Raw genomic sequence first — 15,438 nt, forward strand, 5'->3', positions numbered from 1 at the left:
CTTCTATTCTTCTATTCTTTCACTAATAAACCCTAACCCTTTCACGTAGCACAAGCGTTAACTTATAGATTATTTTGATAATAGTGGGAATTTTACGTGCTGAGATCAATGTTACGCAAACGTTTAAATTTTAATGTAATAGCACTTGTTAAAAACAAACCATTCTCAGTAACTCATGCTTTTTTGCCACAAACTTTCAGTTCAACAACAAAACACTCAACGACTGCACCCACTCGATCTGAAAATTAATCAAGGTGAGCGCTGGGTAGTCATTGGACGCAATGGTTCCGGAAAAACCACGTTATTAAAAGCACTGGTTAATTTGCTTCCCTTCAAAGGCGAAGTCGTCATAAACCAATTGCCGCTACGTAAGTTAACTTGCCAGCAAAGAGCAAAACAAATCAGTTACCTTCCACAACACAGTCAAGTGGATGGTCGTTTAACACTAAGAGAGTACATTCAACTAACCGCTTCCAATCAAGCCACTTCTAGCTTTTCACTTGACCAAATGAGTAAAGCACTAAAGATCGATACTTTCCTCGAACGAAGAATGGGACAGCTCTCAGGTGGCCAGAGGCAGCGAGCGCATATTGCACGATCTTTATGTCAGAACGCCGAGTTTCTGGTGTTGGATGAGCCTCTAAACCATCTAGATCCATGTGCTCAAGGGGAAGTTTTATCACTATTGAAAGAGCAAGAAAAAACACTGATTTGCTCACTGCATGATATTTCCCTTGCGGCCAAGTTCGCGACGCACATTGCGATTTTGGAACACGGCCAGGTAGTCGCGAAAGGAAAGGTAGAAGAACTACTAACTCACAATCAACTTAAGCCGATCTTTGAAGTCGATTTAATCAGCACGACCAATAAGCGCACACAGAAAACAAGCAAATTTTTCGACATTGAACTCGACCAAGGACAGGAGCTTTCATGAAAAAACTATCAGCATTAACTTTATTACTTACCGTGTCCGCACAAGCCCAAATTACGGTAGAAAACTGTGACTCTACACTTACCTTAGATAAAGCGCCGAAAACCTTAATCACTCACGATATCAATATGTCTGAGATGGCATTTTCTCTCGGGCTTGAAGAGAATATGATCGGAGTGACCGGTATTAGCGGGTACTACAAAACGACCCCTGAATTTAATCGCCTCCAGGGCAGCATTCCCGAGCTCGCACCGAAATATCCTTCTTTAGAGGTGTTAGTTAATGCCAACCCTGATGTTTTCTTTGCAGGATGGAATTACGGTATGCGGTTGGGCGGCTCAGTCACGCCTGATTCTCTGAGAGAGTTTGGTATCAATACTCTGATTCTTAATGAGAGTTGCAGCCATACCCGTAAAGATAAGCAGCCAGCTAGCATGGAACAGATGTTCGATGACGTGACACGCCTTGCGACTTTATTCGGTCAGCAAGACAGAGCTCAAACTCTTATCTCCACTTGGAGAGAGCAATTAATATTGATTCAACAGCAAACCCAGAATCAAACCCCGCTTAAAGTCTTTCTGTATGATTCAGGGGAAGAGAAACCATTCACAGCAGGAAAGTACGCGACAGTGAGCGCCATGATAGAAGCAGCGGGTGGCGCCAATGTAATGAAAGATCTGGATATCAGCTGGGGAACCACATCATGGGAGTCAGTTGCGATGCATAACCCTGATGTCATTATTCTTCTCGATTATCAAAATGGGACTGGCGCTAAAGGCATGCAAGCCTTTTTGGAACAGCACCCAGCGATGAAGCTGACCACTGCGGTAAAGACCACCCAATATCTTCCTCTGCGTTATGAGGAAATTACTCCCGGGCCAGCAAACATAGCTGCAATTGAAAAATTGGCACAGCGCATCCAAGAAATCCATGACAAGTTTTAGTACTAACCTGAACCGAACCGCACTGAACACCTGCGTATTCAGTTCTGTTTTTGCCCTCTTAGCGATGTTTTCTCTGAGTTTAGGCAGCGTTCAGCTATCTTTTGCACAAGTCGCTACGATTTTTTCAGCGGCGATGAGTCAACAGATCGACTCACCGATAGATCAAGTGGTACTGCACCTGCGCTTACCTAGAACAATCATCGCTATTATTTGCGGTGCTGGGTTAGGTATTGTTGGGGCGTTATTACAAACCGTGACAAAAAACGATCTTGCCGACCCTTTCATTTTTGGATTGTCATCCGGTGCCGCAACTGGAGCAGTCTTTGTGATTACAGTCATCGGCAGCGCTATCGGCATTTGGACACTTCCACTCGCCGCTTTTATCGGTGGAATAATCTCGGCTTCGGCAGTGCTATTTCTAGTTAGAAAAGTAGATGGGCAAGCGTCTTCTCAAATTGTTTTAGCCGGGCTGGCTATTTCATTCTTATTTACAGCTTTGACCAATTTTTTAGTCTTCCACGGCGATCAACGAGCAGCCCATTCGATCCTATTTTGGTCGCTAGGAGGCCTAGGAAACGCACGCTGGGACAATGTGCTAATTGTGCTTGCTGGACTTATCGCCTTGATAGCTCTAGGTATATTAAAACATCGCCAGTTAGATTGTTTACTTGCAGGAGACGACGTAGCACAAACCATGGGCGTAGACACAAAACGCCTGCAAAGCGGTGTCTTTATTGTCTGCGCTTTTGCAACTGCATGTTTTGTTTCTATCATCGGAGTTGTCGGATTTATTGGCTTGATGGTTCCTCATATCGCGAAGAAAATCATCGGCCCATTACACAAAAAGTTACTCATCACTTCAGGGCTGATTGGGGCTTTGCTTATGCTATTAAGTGATATTTTGGCGAGAACCTTAGTTGCTCCTCAAGAACTGCCTCTTGGTGTTGTCACCACCGCGTTTGGCGCACTATTCATTGTTTCCATTTTGATGGAGAAAAGTAATGAAAGCTGAACGCTTCACCATCATTGCGATTCGTCATGGCGAAACCGAATGGAATCGAATAGGCAAAGCACAGAATCAACTGGATAGCCCTCTGACAATGAAAGGCAAACGACAGATGCATAACGTCGGTCGTTATCTTGCAACTCAAAAATCATTGACCCTCAATGCTATTTACACCAGTCAATTAGGCCGTGCTATTTCCAGTGCTAAAACCATCGCACGCTACCTGAAAGTGCCCGTCATTTCTCAAATGGAGCTCAGTGAGTTCGATTCAGAACAGCAACGAAGAACAATGGCGATTCAGTGGATCCAACGAGTTTCTCGTCACCACAACAATGAGAACCCAATTTTGCTGCTCGGACATGGTGACTGGATAAAAACATTAGCCAGTTTAGGGACACCACAGCAAATAATAGAAACACCAAACAACGGAGAAATCCTCAGGATAGATATCGAAGTATAACGTCACATCAGGGAATCAGGTGTAACTCCTGAACTGTACCCGCAGCTGTAAGCGATGAGCCCTTTACAAGCCACTGAGTCACACGACTTGGGAAGGAGTAAAGCGCAATGAGAACCTCAACATCGTAAGTCAGAATACCTGGACACACATGAATATCGAGCGGGAAAACTCAACACCATCCATACCTTGTCTAACAAGGGAACGCTCTGTATTCGTCAATACCTAAAACGTAGATGAAGAATACTGTGGTCACAAAAGTTAAACGATCCAAAAATAAGTCCGATCTCCGCAGTGGGTTTACCACCGGAGCGTGCGCAGCTGCAGCAAGCAGAGCGGCAGTTCAAACACTATTAACCGGACAAAAGCCTGACTATATCTCCATCACTCTACCTAATGGTGAGCCCGCTACGTTTAAGGTCACGTTTATCCAAACATCCAACGATGCGGTGACCGCCAGCATTGTTAAAGATGCAGGGGACGATCCTGATTGTACCCACGAAGCCCATATTCAGAGTATTGCCCGCTGGCATTCAGAGCCCGGTTTTCACATCGATGGGGGTGTTGGCGTAGCTCGTGTGACTCTACCCGGATTAGAACTTCCCGTCGGTCAGGCGGCGATTAATCCCGTTCCTCGAAAAAACATTCTCGATATGGTGACTTTGGAATGGAACCAAGCGACCAGTCAACAGAAAAAACACGTCGGTATATCACTGGAAATTTGCGTCCCAGATGGAGAAGAGCGAGCCAAGGAAACCATTGGGCCAAGACTCGGTTTAATCGGTGGTATTTCCATTCTCGGGACACACGGAACGGTAAAACCCTACTCCACTTCAGCGTTTTCAGCATCAGTGCGTCAATCGGTACAAATAGCGAAACAAAATGGCCAAAACCACTTGGTTCTCACGACAGGATCTCGAACCGAAAAGTCAGCGATGGCCATGCTACCAAGTTATGACTCGATGTGTTTTATCCAAGCGGGTGATTTTGTTGGGGTCGGACTGCGCGCAGCAAAACGTTATCAAGTGAGCAAAATCACCGTCGTCGCCATGATAGGCAAACTAGGCAAGATGGTCGCTGGGCACATGATGACTCACGTATCCGGTAAAGCTATCGACTTTTCATTGCTGGCCGACCTCACCATTCAATCGGGTGCATCGAGTGAGTTTGCCGAAGCTGTTAGCCAAGCCAACACAGGCCGCCACGTACTCGATACATGGAAAGAAGCCCAACCGGGCCAAGAGATTCCCAATTACGACTTTCTTACCTTGCTCTGCAAACAAGCTGCAGAGCACGCTGCTGTGTATGTCAAACATCACGTCAGCATTGAATTCAAATTGATCGATTTTAACGGCGATCTATTAGCAGAACATCTCTGCTCAAAAGGAAGTGATACCAACACTCACTTTCATGATGAATAAGCATGAACAAGGAAAACTCCATGACTAACGATATGCGTCAAATGACCAAGCAAGGCCGTCAAATTGAAAGTGACTCTTTCTCTATCATCGATGAAGAAATAGAAACTCTCCATGGGGGACATAACTTCAATCAAGGTGAATGGAATGTGGTTCGTCGTGCCATTCATACTACGGGTGATTTTGAATACGCTAAATTATATCAATTCAGCGACAACGCGATTGAGTCTGCCATTACCGCTTTAAAAAACGGTGCCAACATCATTACCGATGTCAGCATGATCGTGACAGGTTTAAACCAAACTCGCCTCAACGCTTACGGCAATAAAGCACAGTGCTTCATTAGTCATCCAGACGTCATTAGCACGGCCAAAGAGACAGGAGAAACACGTGCTATCCACTCAATACGTTATGCCCGCGATAACGGCCTACTCGACGGCTCTATCATAGGTGTAGGCAATGCGCCTACCGCATTACTTGAGCTATTGCGCATGATAGAAGCAGGCGAAGCAAAACCCGCACTGATCATCGGCATTCCTGTTGGTTTCGTAAAAGCAGATGAATCGAAGCAAGCATTAACCGAACAAAACACAGTGCCTTACATTGCCAGCCTAGGCCGTAAAGGTGGCAGCCCGTTAGTGGTATCGACTATTCACGCCCTACTTGCTGAGTCAGTAAAATGAATAATGTAAGTACTCACTCTCAGCTTATCGATTGCTATCAATCGGCTATCACGGTAGTCGGAGTACCCGAAGATGGCTGTTTAAGCCTAACCAGTCGAGCTGTTAATGCAGTTGAGTCTGCACGCGTTGTTGCAGGTAACGACCGACTATTGGATTGGTTCCCCCAATTCAAAGGTCAACGCTTATCGATGCAAGAAGGCTATCAATCTTGGTTCGCTAAGTTGCTTGATGAATGCGAGGAAGGCGGCGTCGTCGTATTAGCTTCTGGCGACCCATTGTTCTTTGGCATCGGCGAATCGTTGTTAAAAAAACTGCCTAATGATGAAGTACGCTTTATTCCCTCCCCTTGTTCAATGCAACTCGCTTGCAGCCGAGTCGGCATTGCATGGCAAGAAACCAAAGCAATTTCACTACATGGAAGAAAGCAGCATTACGATGGCATTAAAGGTATCGCAAGCCAAATGCAATGGGGAACTAGCTACTGCTTGCTAACCGATGTTCAAAACAACCCAGCTCGTATTGCGAAACACTTAGTCGAATTTAATCAACAAGGTTGGACAGCTTGGGTATGTGAGAACTTAGGTGGCACCGACGAAAAGATAAGCCAGCGGACTCTCGAAGACCTCGCACTAAAAAGTTCCGACGACTTCTCTACGCTCAATGTAATGGTACTGCACCGAACGCTACCTCATGCGTGGGGTGAATTGGGCCAATACGCCAACGATGATGACTTCATGAAGCGCATGCCTAAACGCGGCTTAATTACCAAACAGCCCGTTCGTCACTTAGCGTTAACGAGTATGCGTATTCAACCAAGATCTGTGGTGTGGGATATAGGTACAGGCTCAGGTTCTATTGCGATAGAAGCCGCTAAGCAGTGTTATCAAGGACAAGTCTTCACCATTGAATCAAACCAAGAATGTTATGAGTCGGTCGAGGCTAACTTTAGAGCGCACGGTACCGACAACGTACAACTGATTCGAGATAAAGCCCCAATACAGCTCGACACCTTGCCTCAGCCAGACAGTATTTTTATTGGTGGAAGCCGCGGCAACATGCACAGCATTTTAGATTTCTGTTGGTCAGCAATAAAACCGGGAGGCGTCGTGATCGGTTCTGCAGTGACTGTCGATTCAGTTTGCGAACTTCATCAATGGAGTAAAGACAGCGATGCTCCGACACAGGTTCAACTGGTCTCTATATCAACAGGCGTACCACTCGCTCACTACACCCGTTATCAATCAGAAAATCCGATTCACTTATTTATTTTTACCAAGCCGTTTATTCAGAAATAAGCGCTTAATTTTTTAATTAAGCGCCACTCAACATATTAAATAAAAACATAATTAGAGAAAGCACAGATGAAATTAGGAACTATGTACGCGATTGGTGTCGGCACTGGAGACCCAGAATTATTAACACTTAAAGCTCACCGACTACTCAGCACCGTCGACATTGTCGCGTTTCCAGAAAAGGACGCGGGCAGTAACCACTCTTTTGCTCAACAAATTGCCGCGGGTTCTGTTAGCCCTGAAAGCATGAAAGGCGAATACCTATTTTTGCACTTCCCAATGACGCGTGACCCAAGCATCAACGTTCCTGCATGGCGTAAAGCCGCCGTCACAATTGTTGAACTATTAAAGCAAGGTAAAGACGTGGCATTTGCAACCGAAGGTGATCCATCGGTTTACAGCACATGGGCATACATCCAAGAAGAACTGACAGAGCTACTTCCTGAACTTGATCCGGTGATCATTCCGGGTATCACTTCAGTTACCGCTATTCCATCACAAACAAAAATTCCACTTGCTGACGGTCAGGAGCGTTTTTGTGTTGTACCTGCGACATGGGGTATCGAGTGTTTAGAAAAGCTAGTCGAAGATTTTGACACCATCATGCTAATCAAAGCAGGTCGCGTTATCCCTAAGCTGATCACTCAACTTGAGTCGATGAATATGTTGGATTGTGCAACCTACGTGTCGCATGCCACCACAGAGAAACAAGAACTTTACTCTGACCTACGTGATGTACCGAATGAAAACCGTTATTTCTCTATGGTTCAGCTTTCTGTTCGCGCTCGTCGTGGCGTACTACGTGGTACTAATGAATCAAAGAAGTGTGCCGTACTTGATGGTGGTGAAGCTGATAGTGGTAACGCTGATATCGATAAAACTAATAGCGGTAAAGCGTAATGAAAATAGCCATTTATGCCATCACGCTACACGGAGCAAGGCAAGCCAAACGCTTAGCTAAAACGTTTCCGTTTGCTGATGTCTTTATTGCACCAGTTGGACAAGAAGAATACCCAGAAGCCGATGAGTTAACCCTGCCGCTTTCTGGTTTTCTTCCTCCTCAATTTAAGCAATATGATCACCATATCTGCTTTTTTGCTGCGGGCATTGTCAGCCGAATGATCGGCCCTTTGCTAGAAGACAAACGCACCGACCCCGGCGTGATCTGCATTGACGATCACGGCCAATTCGTGATCCCTATGTTATCTGGACATCGCGGTGGCGCAAATGGGATCGCGTTACAAGTATCACAAGCACTCAACGCGACTCCTGTAATCACCACCGCTTCTGACGCTGCCGGCAGTTTGTCGGTGGATATGCTCGGATCGCCATTTGGTTGGACGCTTGATCCACAATGCGAACCCGCGCTCACCGCCACCAGCGCAGCAGTTGTAAATGAAAAACGCATTCTAATAGTGCAGCACGCTGGCGAACAGAACTGGTGGCAGAACAAACGTTCCATGCCAAGACACATCATTACCCACCCAGCACTAAGCGATACAGACCTTTCTCAAATCAGTACTGATGATTGGGATGGTTTAGTTCTCATTTCAGATGAAGCACAACCAAAAGGTTACGCCGACTTAAAAAATAAAACCGTACTGTGGCGACCAAAATCGCTTGTGCTTGGAATAGGTTGTGACCGCAATACTCCTTTCCATGTATTGAAAGCAGGTATCGATGTTTTCCTGACTGAATATAACCTAGCAAAAGCCAGTGTTTCAGCTTTCGCCAGTATCGCTTTAAAAGCAGATGAAAAAGGTATTTTAGAACTCTCGTCTGAAAGCCAAATTCCTTTCCACACTTATTCAGCCGAGCAACTCGACGGCGTTGAAGGGATTGAAAACCCATCAGAATACGTAAAAAAAATCACGGGGGTATCATCGGTTTCTGAAGCGGCCGCGCTAAAGCACGGTCAGCGAGATCAACTATTGGTACCTAAGTGGAAGTTCAAACAAGACGGTTTCAACATGACTTTGTCTTGTACTCGCATCGAATACGATGAACCCCTCGCCAAGAAGAAGTGGAAAAACTGGCTAGATGAAAACGTCAAAATCAACCTTCACGGTAATGAAGTGGTAGATGGTTTTCAGTGTAAGCCTAAGCATGTCGATTTAAACCGCCCGATGCTCTACCACCGCCATCACGTATTGCTATGTGAAGGTGGCCGCTGCGCGAAAGAAGGCAGTAAAAACCTTGCACACGATCTTAGACAGGTACTTAAAGCGCTCAATTTTTCCGACGGTGAACAGCGCATCAAGATAAGCCGTACACACTGTGCGGGCACCTGCAGAAACCGCGCCGCAATGGTGATTTACGAACGTTTACTAGAACATGAAACACCTGTTAACAACGGGCTTTGGATTCGAGGTATCGAAGAATTTACCGAGCAAGACTGGAAAGATTTGTTCACAAATCTAGTCGAGCGAAAATCATTAAAAGCTTATTTAGATCCTAAGTTTATCGCACCAATTGAAAATGCAGACGGCACTACTGAGCTTTAGGAACATAGTAGGCCAAATACTTTGCAAGCTATGAACATGATGTTTCAAAGCTCACTTTAACCTCATTACCAACATGAGATAGCCCGTTTATCTTGTGATATAGATTTGATAAGGACAGCGACAATTATGAAACGACTTCGTCATTACAACCAAGGCACAGCCATTGTACTGAGCTGCTTTGGTAGCGTTGTAGAACAACAACGTTATGAAACTCTCGCAGATCGCGTACGTCAAAGTTACCCAGATGTGCCAGTGCGTATCGCCACCAGCTCAAAGATGGTGATCAAGAAGCTGGCTCGTAAAGACACACCATGTTTCAGCCTACCTCAGGTATTGGCGGATCTAGACACACAAGGTTACGAACGTATTTTGATCGTTTCAGTGTACCTATTCCCTACCGATGAACATCGCTACATGACATCAATAGTTGATGGCTTCAAGCAATTCTCATTGGCGCGCATTGAACAAACACCAGCGATCATGCATCACAGCCAATTAACGACCAATTTGCTTTCGGCTCTCCATGATCGTTTTGCTCCACAAGATCATTTCAACGTGTTTGTTCACCACGGAGCGCCTATGTTAGATAACCCGGGCCACCAATCGATCCATTACTGTGATGATCTACTCGGCAAATTATCGCAACGCAACTTCACTTGCTCGCTCGAAGGCGCATGGCCATTTAAGTTAGTGAAAGATGAAATGGTTCGCCGTATTAAAGAGCAACATACAGGCCAAGGCCGACCGCTTCTTAATCTAGTTCCACTACTGCTTGTATCGGGTAACCACTTCATCAACGATCTTAAAGAAATTAAAGAGATGCTGGCAGAAGACGCTGACGTTCAAGTGGCAGAGCCAATCCAAGGTGACAAGTTCTGCATGCTCGATATGCCAGAACTGTTACAGATTATCGATAAGCAAATTAAAGAAGGCTTAATTCGTTTAGGTGCACCAGAGGAAGAGAAATAATCATGGCAAAACTAACACTGGTAGGCTTAGGGCCTGGCGCTATTGATCTAGTAACCCCCGCAGCGCAACAAGCCGTAAAGAATGCAGATGTCGTTGCAGGCTACAAGCCGTATGTAGAATCAATCAGCACACTAATCGACACTCAAGAAGTCATTCAAAGTGGTATGACTCGCGAATGGGACCGCGCTCAAGCCGCAGTAGAAGAAGCAGCAAAAGGTCGAGAAGTCGTATTGGTATGTTCTGGGGATTCTGGCATGTACGCGATGGCGCCTTTAGTGCTTGAATTATTGGAGCAAAACGCAGAATTAAACGCACAAGTTGAACTGGATATTATTCCGGGCATCACCGCGGCTAACGCCTGTGCTTCTTTAGTTGGTGCACCTCTTGGTCACGATAGTTGTACCATTTCTCTGTCTGACTTATTAACGCCTTGGGAAGTGATTACCAAGCGGATTGAAGCCGCGGCAATGGCTGATTTTGCGATTACCTTCTACAACCCTCGCTCTAAAAAGAGAACTCAGCACATTGAAACTGCACGTGAAATCCTTTTGGAACATCGTGCCCCAAATACTCCCGTTGCTATCGTGAATGCTGCGTATCGTGATGAGCAAAAAGTCACACTGACAACACTGGCTGAATTTACCAAAGTGGAATTTGGTATGAACGCCGCGGTCGTGATAGGTAACAGCAACAGCTACCGATTTGGTGATTGGATCGTAACACCGCGTGGCTACACCAATAAATATCAACTGAAAGACGGCAAGGTACTAGAAGGTCAAAAACGTGGCCATTCATTAAAAGTTGAACCTAAACCAGAATCAGTGACGGAAGAGGCAAACTAGTATGACGGTATTTTTTATCGGCGCAGGGCCGGGTGACCCAGATTTAATCACAGTGAAAGGCGCACGCTTAGTTGAAGAGTGCCCTGTGATTGTTTACGCAGGCAGTTTAGTGCCAAAAGCCGTCATCGATCGCGCTCACCCTGATGCACTGGTCTATAACTCCGCTGACATGGATCTTGATGATCTAACCAATGTGTACCTAACCGCACACGAAAAAGGTCAAAACGTTGCACGCGTTCAAACTGGCGATCTTTCAATTTACTCGTCGCTTGCAGAACAAACACGTCGCTTGAACGAACTTGGCATTGATTGGAAAGTGGTTCCGGGCGTCTCCTCTTTCCAAGCGAGTGCCGCAGCTCTTGGCCAAGAACTGACGCTACCTGAAAAGTGCCAGACCATTATTCTTAGCCGAGCATCAGGTCGAACGCCTGTTCCTGAAAAAGAGAATCTACGCGCCCTTGCCTCTCACGAAGCAACACTGTGTTTATTTCTTAGCGCAACATTAATTCGTAAAGTGGTTCGTGAATTATCAGATGTTTACCCGCAAGATTGGCCAGTGGCTGTCGTTGAAAAAGCCAGTCACCCTGAACAGCGAATATTCCGTGCTACATTGGGTACGATCGCCCAAGTTATGCATGATGAAGGGATTCGCTCCACCGCGATGATCATCGTCAGTAAAGTGCTAGGCGACAATGATTTTGTTGACTCTAAACTCTACGATCCGACCTTCTCACACGCTTGCCGAAAAGCACGTGTCGTTGAAGAGGGTGTAGCTGAAAGTGGAACATTGGAAGACGATAAGAGCGCAGACTAACCTCGCTCATTAGCTGTTGATTGGTTTATGCGTTTATTCATTTTCACTATCCAGTCAGCAGCATTATTTGGCAGATATGATGATCTTTTTTGATTTAAATTTTGGTTATTCAAGTTTAGCGATCGCGCTAATGATGATCGCAGCTTTGATGCTTGATCACTTACTAGGTGAGCCTAAACGATTTCACCCTTTGATCGGTTTTGGCTATGCGGTTGAGAAAATCGAGAAGCTGTTAAACCGAGCCACTAAATTCTCAGGTTTGATCGCATGGATAGCTGCGACTGTTCCATTGTGCTTACTCAGCTTTTGGCTACAACATACGCTACTAAGCATGGGGAACACATTAGGCTTTTGGCTATTTAATATCGTGGTTCTGTATATCGCGATAGGTCAACGTAGCCTGCTTGAGCACGCCCAGTGGATCCACCAGCCGCTGAGCCAAGGTGATCTTGATTTAGCGCGAGAGAAAGTTGGTTGGATCGTTAGCCGTAATACTGAAACCATGGATCAACGCCAGATCACGTCATCGACGATTGAGTCGGTATTAGAGAATGGTAACGATGCGATCTTCGGCACTCTATTTTGGTTTGCACTGCTTGGGGCTCCAGGGGCATTACTGTTCCGATTAGTGAACACACTTGATGCGATGTGGGGCTACAAAAATGAACGCTGGCTAGAATTTGGCTATGTGGCAGCAAAAGTCGATGATGTGATGGGCTGGGCACCTGCGCGCTTAACCGCACTTAGCTACAGCCTTTTAGGCAACACTAAGTTGGCTCTGAAATGCTGGAAAGAACAGGCTAAACATTGCTCGAGTCCAAACGGTGGCCCCGTAATGACATCAGGTGCCGGCGCACTACAAATCATTATAGGTGGCGATACTTATTACCACGGAAAACTTGTGAAAAAGCGTCCGATGGGAAAAGGTAATATTGCGACTTTAGAAGATATTCCACGAGCCATATCTTGGGTTCAAAAAACCAGTGTGCTTTGGGTCATCGTAATGCTATTACTTTCTATTTTAACTCTTTGTTTGTTTTGATTTCATGTCTATTTTAACTCTTTACTTTAAGTACGCTAATGACGATTAAACAACACTCAACCTCAAACGAACTTCCGCATCACGGTGGTAAGTTAATCGAGTTTTCATTGCGCTATCAAAGGCCAATCGAACAATGGGTCGACCTTTCAACTGGAGTGAGCCCGCATCACTACCCTATACCTGAAATCCCTGCATCGGTATGGAATCGGCTACCAGAAGACGATGATGGCTTAATCACAGCAGCGCAAACCTACTATCAAAGTGATGCCTTGTTACCCGTAGCTGGCAGTCAGGCAGCCATTCAATCGCTACCTCATATGATTGCAAAGACACAGCCAACATTGATGCACATCCTATTACCTCATACGGGTTACAAAGAACATCAACATGCGTGGCAGCAGTACGCAGAACAAAGCATACAAGCCCTCATATTCGACTTTTACCTACATAAACCGACAATCGAACAGCTCAAAACGGCAGACGTGGTCGTAGTGATTAATCCCAATAATCCAACCGCGCTGAATGTGCCACCAAGTGAAGTACTGACTTGGCTAGATCATATCCAAGATCATTCAACGCTCGTGATTGATGAAGCGTTTGTAGACTGTACTCCTGAGCTTTCAGTGTTACCGAGTTTCCCAACAGGAGTTCCAGATAACCTGATTGTATTGCGATCAGTGGGTAAATTTTTTGGACTAGCAGGGATTCGCGCAGGCTTTTGTTTTGCCTCGCCATTGCGTTTAAATATTCTTAAACAACACCTTGGACCTTGGACACTCAGTGGCCCAACTCGCTATGTCACCACACATGCCTTACTCAACTCCAATTGGCAAAAGAAAAACCGCCAACGCCTACATGAAGAGGCTCAGCGTATGAACCAACTCTTACAACTACATTTTGGCCAAATGGCGGGCTCGGTAAAAATAACATCACAGATACTCTTTCACCGAGTTGAAATTTCGGATTCGGCATCATGGCACCATCAACTTGCCAAGTTAGGGGTTTTTACTCGTCATTGTGATGAAAACGATGCACTTCGTTTCGGGTTACCCGCCAACGAATCACAATGGCAAGCGCTCACTCGCGCACTCGAACAACTCAAGGAATAATTATGTCTACAGCTTACTGTTCTGCCCTAGTGGTAGGCGCACCTTCTTCTGGAAGCGGAAAAACAACCGTGGTCGCCGCTCTAGCAAGAGCTTTGGTTCAACAAGGAAAGAAAGTTCGAGTATTCAAAACTGGGCCTGATTTTATTGATCCACAATTTCTATCTATTGCATCAGATACACCCACTTACCAATTGGATTTGTGGATGTGTGGTGAAGCGGAATGCCAACACTTAATTTACCAAGCAGCCCTAGAAGCGGATGTGATTCTAATTGAAGGCGTAATGGGTATGTTTGATGGCAAATGCTCAAGTGCTGATATTGCGGCTAAATTTAACCTTCCGATGTTGGCCGTGGTAGATGCTGGCGCAATGGCACAAACCTTTGGAGCCATTGTAAATGGCTTATCGACATTCCGTGATGACGTGGATGTATTTGGTGTAGTTGCAAACCGCGTAGGTTCTGAACGTCACGCTGAAATGCTAAAAGAAAGCCTAAAACCTGAAACCGAGTTTTGTGGTTGGTTACCAAAAGACATGGATTTGTCGCTGCCAGAACGCCACTTAGGTTTAGTACAAGCACAAGAGTTAGATGACATAGAGGAGCGACTTAATCACGCAGCCAAGCTACTACTAGAACATGGTGATATCCCATTACCAACAGCACAAGCATTTGAAAAACCAAAGCAAGCACTACCAGCCAGACATGAATCATTGACTGGTCATACAATTGCAGTAGCTCGTGATAATAGCTTTGCTTTCTTGTATCAAGCCAACCTTGATTTGTTGATCGAATTGGGGGCAAAACTGTCATTTTTCTCACCGCTTGCACATGATGATTTACCAGTGTGTGACGCTTTGTATTTACCAGGAGGTTATCCTGAATTACATATGGATAAGCTAGCGCTCAATCATGCGTTAAAACAGCAAATCATCACACACATTGAACAAGGAAAACCTTGCCTAGCCGAATGTGGTGGCATGCTATACCTCAACAAAGCATTGACTGATACAGAAAGCCAAACAGAAAACATGGTTGGAGCGTTAAATGCCAAAGCGACTATGCAGAAGAAGCTAGCCGCGCTAGGGATCCTAGAAGCTAATTTCGATGGTCAAATGCTGCGTGGTCATACTTTCCATTATTCAAAAACAGACAGTAAAGAAACCGTGCTAACTCAGCCTGAATCTCAATATGGTAGGCCAACCGATCCTGTTTGGATAAAACAAAGCACCATCGCTTCTTATGCACATTGGTACTTCCCGTATAACCCTGATTTGGTAGCGAAAATATTCAAAGGAGCGCTTTATTAAGTATGGGTGAAAAAATGCGCCTTGAACGCTTTCAATAGGGCGTGTTGATCTTTCGAGCTGATTTTTGCAGCGAGTTGCTGGGTATTTATACAAGGCAGAGACTTTGATGTGTAGCTAGCC

Annotated in this window: 15 protein-coding genes and 1 riboswitch; all 15 genes read left to right on the plus strand. The window is 45.4% G+C overall.

Features of this window, described 5'->3' with window-relative positions:
* Positions 1-175: 175 nt before the first annotated feature.
* Positions 176-934: an ABC transporter ATP-binding protein gene (locus tag AB4589_RS19645; RefSeq protein WP_372101549.1), complete on the plus strand. Its 759-nt coding sequence runs from the start codon at positions 176-178 to the stop codon at positions 932-934.
* Positions 931-1,875, plus strand: a complete 945-nt coding sequence (locus AB4589_RS19650; protein ID WP_372101550.1) for an ABC transporter substrate-binding protein — start codon at positions 931-933, stop codon at positions 1,873-1,875. Before AB4589_RS19645 ends, AB4589_RS19650 begins: the two co-directional genes overlap by 4 nt.
* Positions 1,862-2,887: a FecCD family ABC transporter permease gene (locus tag AB4589_RS19655; protein ID WP_372101551.1), complete on the plus strand. Its 1,026-nt coding sequence runs from the start codon at positions 1,862-1,864 to the stop codon at positions 2,885-2,887. The genes AB4589_RS19650 and AB4589_RS19655 overlap by 14 nt, the downstream gene beginning before the upstream one ends.
* Entirely contained in the window at positions 2,877-3,341 is a 465-nt protein-coding gene (locus AB4589_RS19660; protein ID WP_371710243.1) for a phosphoglycerate mutase family protein, read from the plus strand. The genes AB4589_RS19655 and AB4589_RS19660 overlap by 11 nt, the downstream gene beginning before the upstream one ends.
* Positions 3,342-3,350: 9 nt before the next feature.
* Positions 3,351-3,481, plus strand: a riboswitch (cobalamin riboswitch).
* A gap of 93 nt (positions 3,482-3,574) precedes the next feature.
* Positions 3,575-4,759, plus strand: a complete 1,185-nt coding sequence (locus tag AB4589_RS19665; protein WP_372101552.1) for a cobalt-precorrin-5B (C(1))-methyltransferase — start codon at positions 3,575-3,577, stop codon at positions 4,757-4,759.
* Positions 4,760-4,779: 20 nt separating this feature from the next.
* Entirely contained in the window at positions 4,780-5,439 is a 660-nt protein-coding gene (locus AB4589_RS19670; RefSeq protein ID WP_065679480.1) for a precorrin-8X methylmutase, read from the plus strand.
* Entirely contained in the window at positions 5,436-6,734 is a 1,299-nt protein-coding gene (cbiE, locus tag AB4589_RS19675; protein WP_371710245.1) for a precorrin-6y C5,15-methyltransferase (decarboxylating) subunit CbiE, read from the plus strand. The genes AB4589_RS19670 and cbiE overlap by 4 nt, the downstream gene beginning before the upstream one ends.
* Positions 6,735-6,800: 66 nt before the next feature.
* Complete coding sequence (gene cobI / locus AB4589_RS19680) at positions 6,801-7,631, plus strand: precorrin-2 C(20)-methyltransferase (protein WP_371710246.1); 831 nt, start codon at positions 6,801-6,803, stop codon at positions 7,629-7,631.
* Complete coding sequence (locus AB4589_RS19685; protein WP_371710247.1) at positions 7,631-9,235, plus strand: cobalamin biosynthesis protein; 1,605 nt, start codon at positions 7,631-7,633, stop codon at positions 9,233-9,235. The genes cobI and AB4589_RS19685 overlap by 1 nt, the downstream gene beginning before the upstream one ends.
* Before the next feature lie 126 nt (positions 9,236-9,361).
* Positions 9,362-10,204, plus strand: a complete 843-nt coding sequence (locus AB4589_RS19690) for a sirohydrochlorin cobaltochelatase (protein WP_372101553.1) — start codon at positions 9,362-9,364, stop codon at positions 10,202-10,204.
* Positions 10,205-10,206: 2 nt separating this feature from the next.
* Positions 10,207-11,046, plus strand: coding sequence for a precorrin-3B C(17)-methyltransferase (gene cobJ / locus AB4589_RS19695; RefSeq protein WP_372101554.1), 840 nt, complete (start codon positions 10,207-10,209; stop codon positions 11,044-11,046).
* A 1-nt stretch (position 11,047) separates the two neighbouring features.
* Positions 11,048-11,860 carry a precorrin-4 C(11)-methyltransferase gene (gene cobM / locus AB4589_RS19700; protein ID WP_017097271.1) on the plus strand — a complete coding sequence of 271 codons (813 nt, stop codon included), beginning with the start codon at positions 11,048-11,050 and terminating at the stop codon, positions 11,858-11,860.
* Positions 11,861-11,936: 76 nt separating this feature from the next.
* Positions 11,937-12,902 (plus strand): adenosylcobinamide-phosphate synthase CbiB, encoded by a 966-nt coding sequence (cbiB, locus tag AB4589_RS19705; RefSeq protein WP_372101555.1) that lies wholly within the window; start codon positions 11,937-11,939, stop codon positions 12,900-12,902.
* Between the two features lie 38 nt (positions 12,903-12,940).
* Complete coding sequence (locus AB4589_RS19710; protein WP_371710251.1) at positions 12,941-14,011, plus strand: threonine-phosphate decarboxylase; 1,071 nt, start codon at positions 12,941-12,943, stop codon at positions 14,009-14,011.
* Positions 14,012-14,013: 2 nt separating this feature from the next.
* Positions 14,014-15,318, plus strand: a complete 1,305-nt coding sequence (locus AB4589_RS19715) for a cobyrinate a,c-diamide synthase (RefSeq protein WP_017097268.1) — start codon at positions 14,014-14,016, stop codon at positions 15,316-15,318.
* Positions 15,319-15,438 lie beyond the last annotated feature (120 nt).

It is taken from the genome of Vibrio sp. 10N.222.49.A3 (assembly GCF_041475145.1).
In the GTDB taxonomy this organism is placed as follows: Bacteria; Pseudomonadota; Gammaproteobacteria; order Enterobacterales; family Vibrionaceae; genus Vibrio; species Vibrio tasmaniensis_A.

Excerpts from the sequence above, each read along its gene's own strand:
- AB4589_RS19650 (WP_372101550.1), top strand. The coding sequence starts at position 931 with ATGAAAAAACTATCAGCATTAACTTTATTACTTACCGTGTCCGCACAA.
- AB4589_RS19685 (WP_371710247.1), top strand. The coding sequence starts at position 7,631 with ATGAAAATAGCCATTTATGCCATCACGCTACACGGAGCAAGGCAAGCC.
- cbiB (WP_372101555.1), top strand. The coding sequence starts at position 11,937 with ATGATGATCTTTTTTGATTTAAATTTTGGTTATTCAAGTTTAGCGATC.
- AB4589_RS19665 (WP_372101552.1), top strand. The coding sequence starts at position 3,575 with ATGAAGAATACTGTGGTCACAAAAGTTAAACGATCCAAAAATAAGTCC.
- AB4589_RS19655 (WP_372101551.1), top strand. The coding sequence starts at position 1,862 with ATGACAAGTTTTAGTACTAACCTGAACCGAACCGCACTGAACACCTGC.
- cobI (WP_371710246.1), top strand. The coding sequence starts at position 6,801 with ATGAAATTAGGAACTATGTACGCGATTGGTGTCGGCACTGGAGACCCA.
- AB4589_RS19660 (WP_371710243.1), top strand. The coding sequence starts at position 2,877 with ATGAAAGCTGAACGCTTCACCATCATTGCGATTCGTCATGGCGAAACC.
- AB4589_RS19715 (WP_017097268.1), top strand. The coding sequence starts at position 14,014 with ATGTCTACAGCTTACTGTTCTGCCCTAGTGGTAGGCGCACCTTCTTCT.
- AB4589_RS19670 (WP_065679480.1), top strand. The coding sequence starts at position 4,780 with ATGACTAACGATATGCGTCAAATGACCAAGCAAGGCCGTCAAATTGAA.
- cobM (WP_017097271.1), top strand. The coding sequence starts at position 11,048 with ATGACGGTATTTTTTATCGGCGCAGGGCCGGGTGACCCAGATTTAATC.
- AB4589_RS19690 (WP_372101553.1), top strand. The coding sequence starts at position 9,362 with ATGAAACGACTTCGTCATTACAACCAAGGCACAGCCATTGTACTGAGC.
- cbiE (WP_371710245.1), top strand. The coding sequence starts at position 5,436 with ATGAATAATGTAAGTACTCACTCTCAGCTTATCGATTGCTATCAATCG.
- cobJ (WP_372101554.1), top strand. The coding sequence starts at position 10,207 with ATGGCAAAACTAACACTGGTAGGCTTAGGGCCTGGCGCTATTGATCTA.
- AB4589_RS19710 (WP_371710251.1), top strand. The coding sequence starts at position 12,941 with ATGACGATTAAACAACACTCAACCTCAAACGAACTTCCGCATCACGGT.
- AB4589_RS19645 (WP_372101549.1), top strand. The coding sequence starts at position 176 with ATGCTTTTTTGCCACAAACTTTCAGTTCAACAACAAAACACTCAACGA.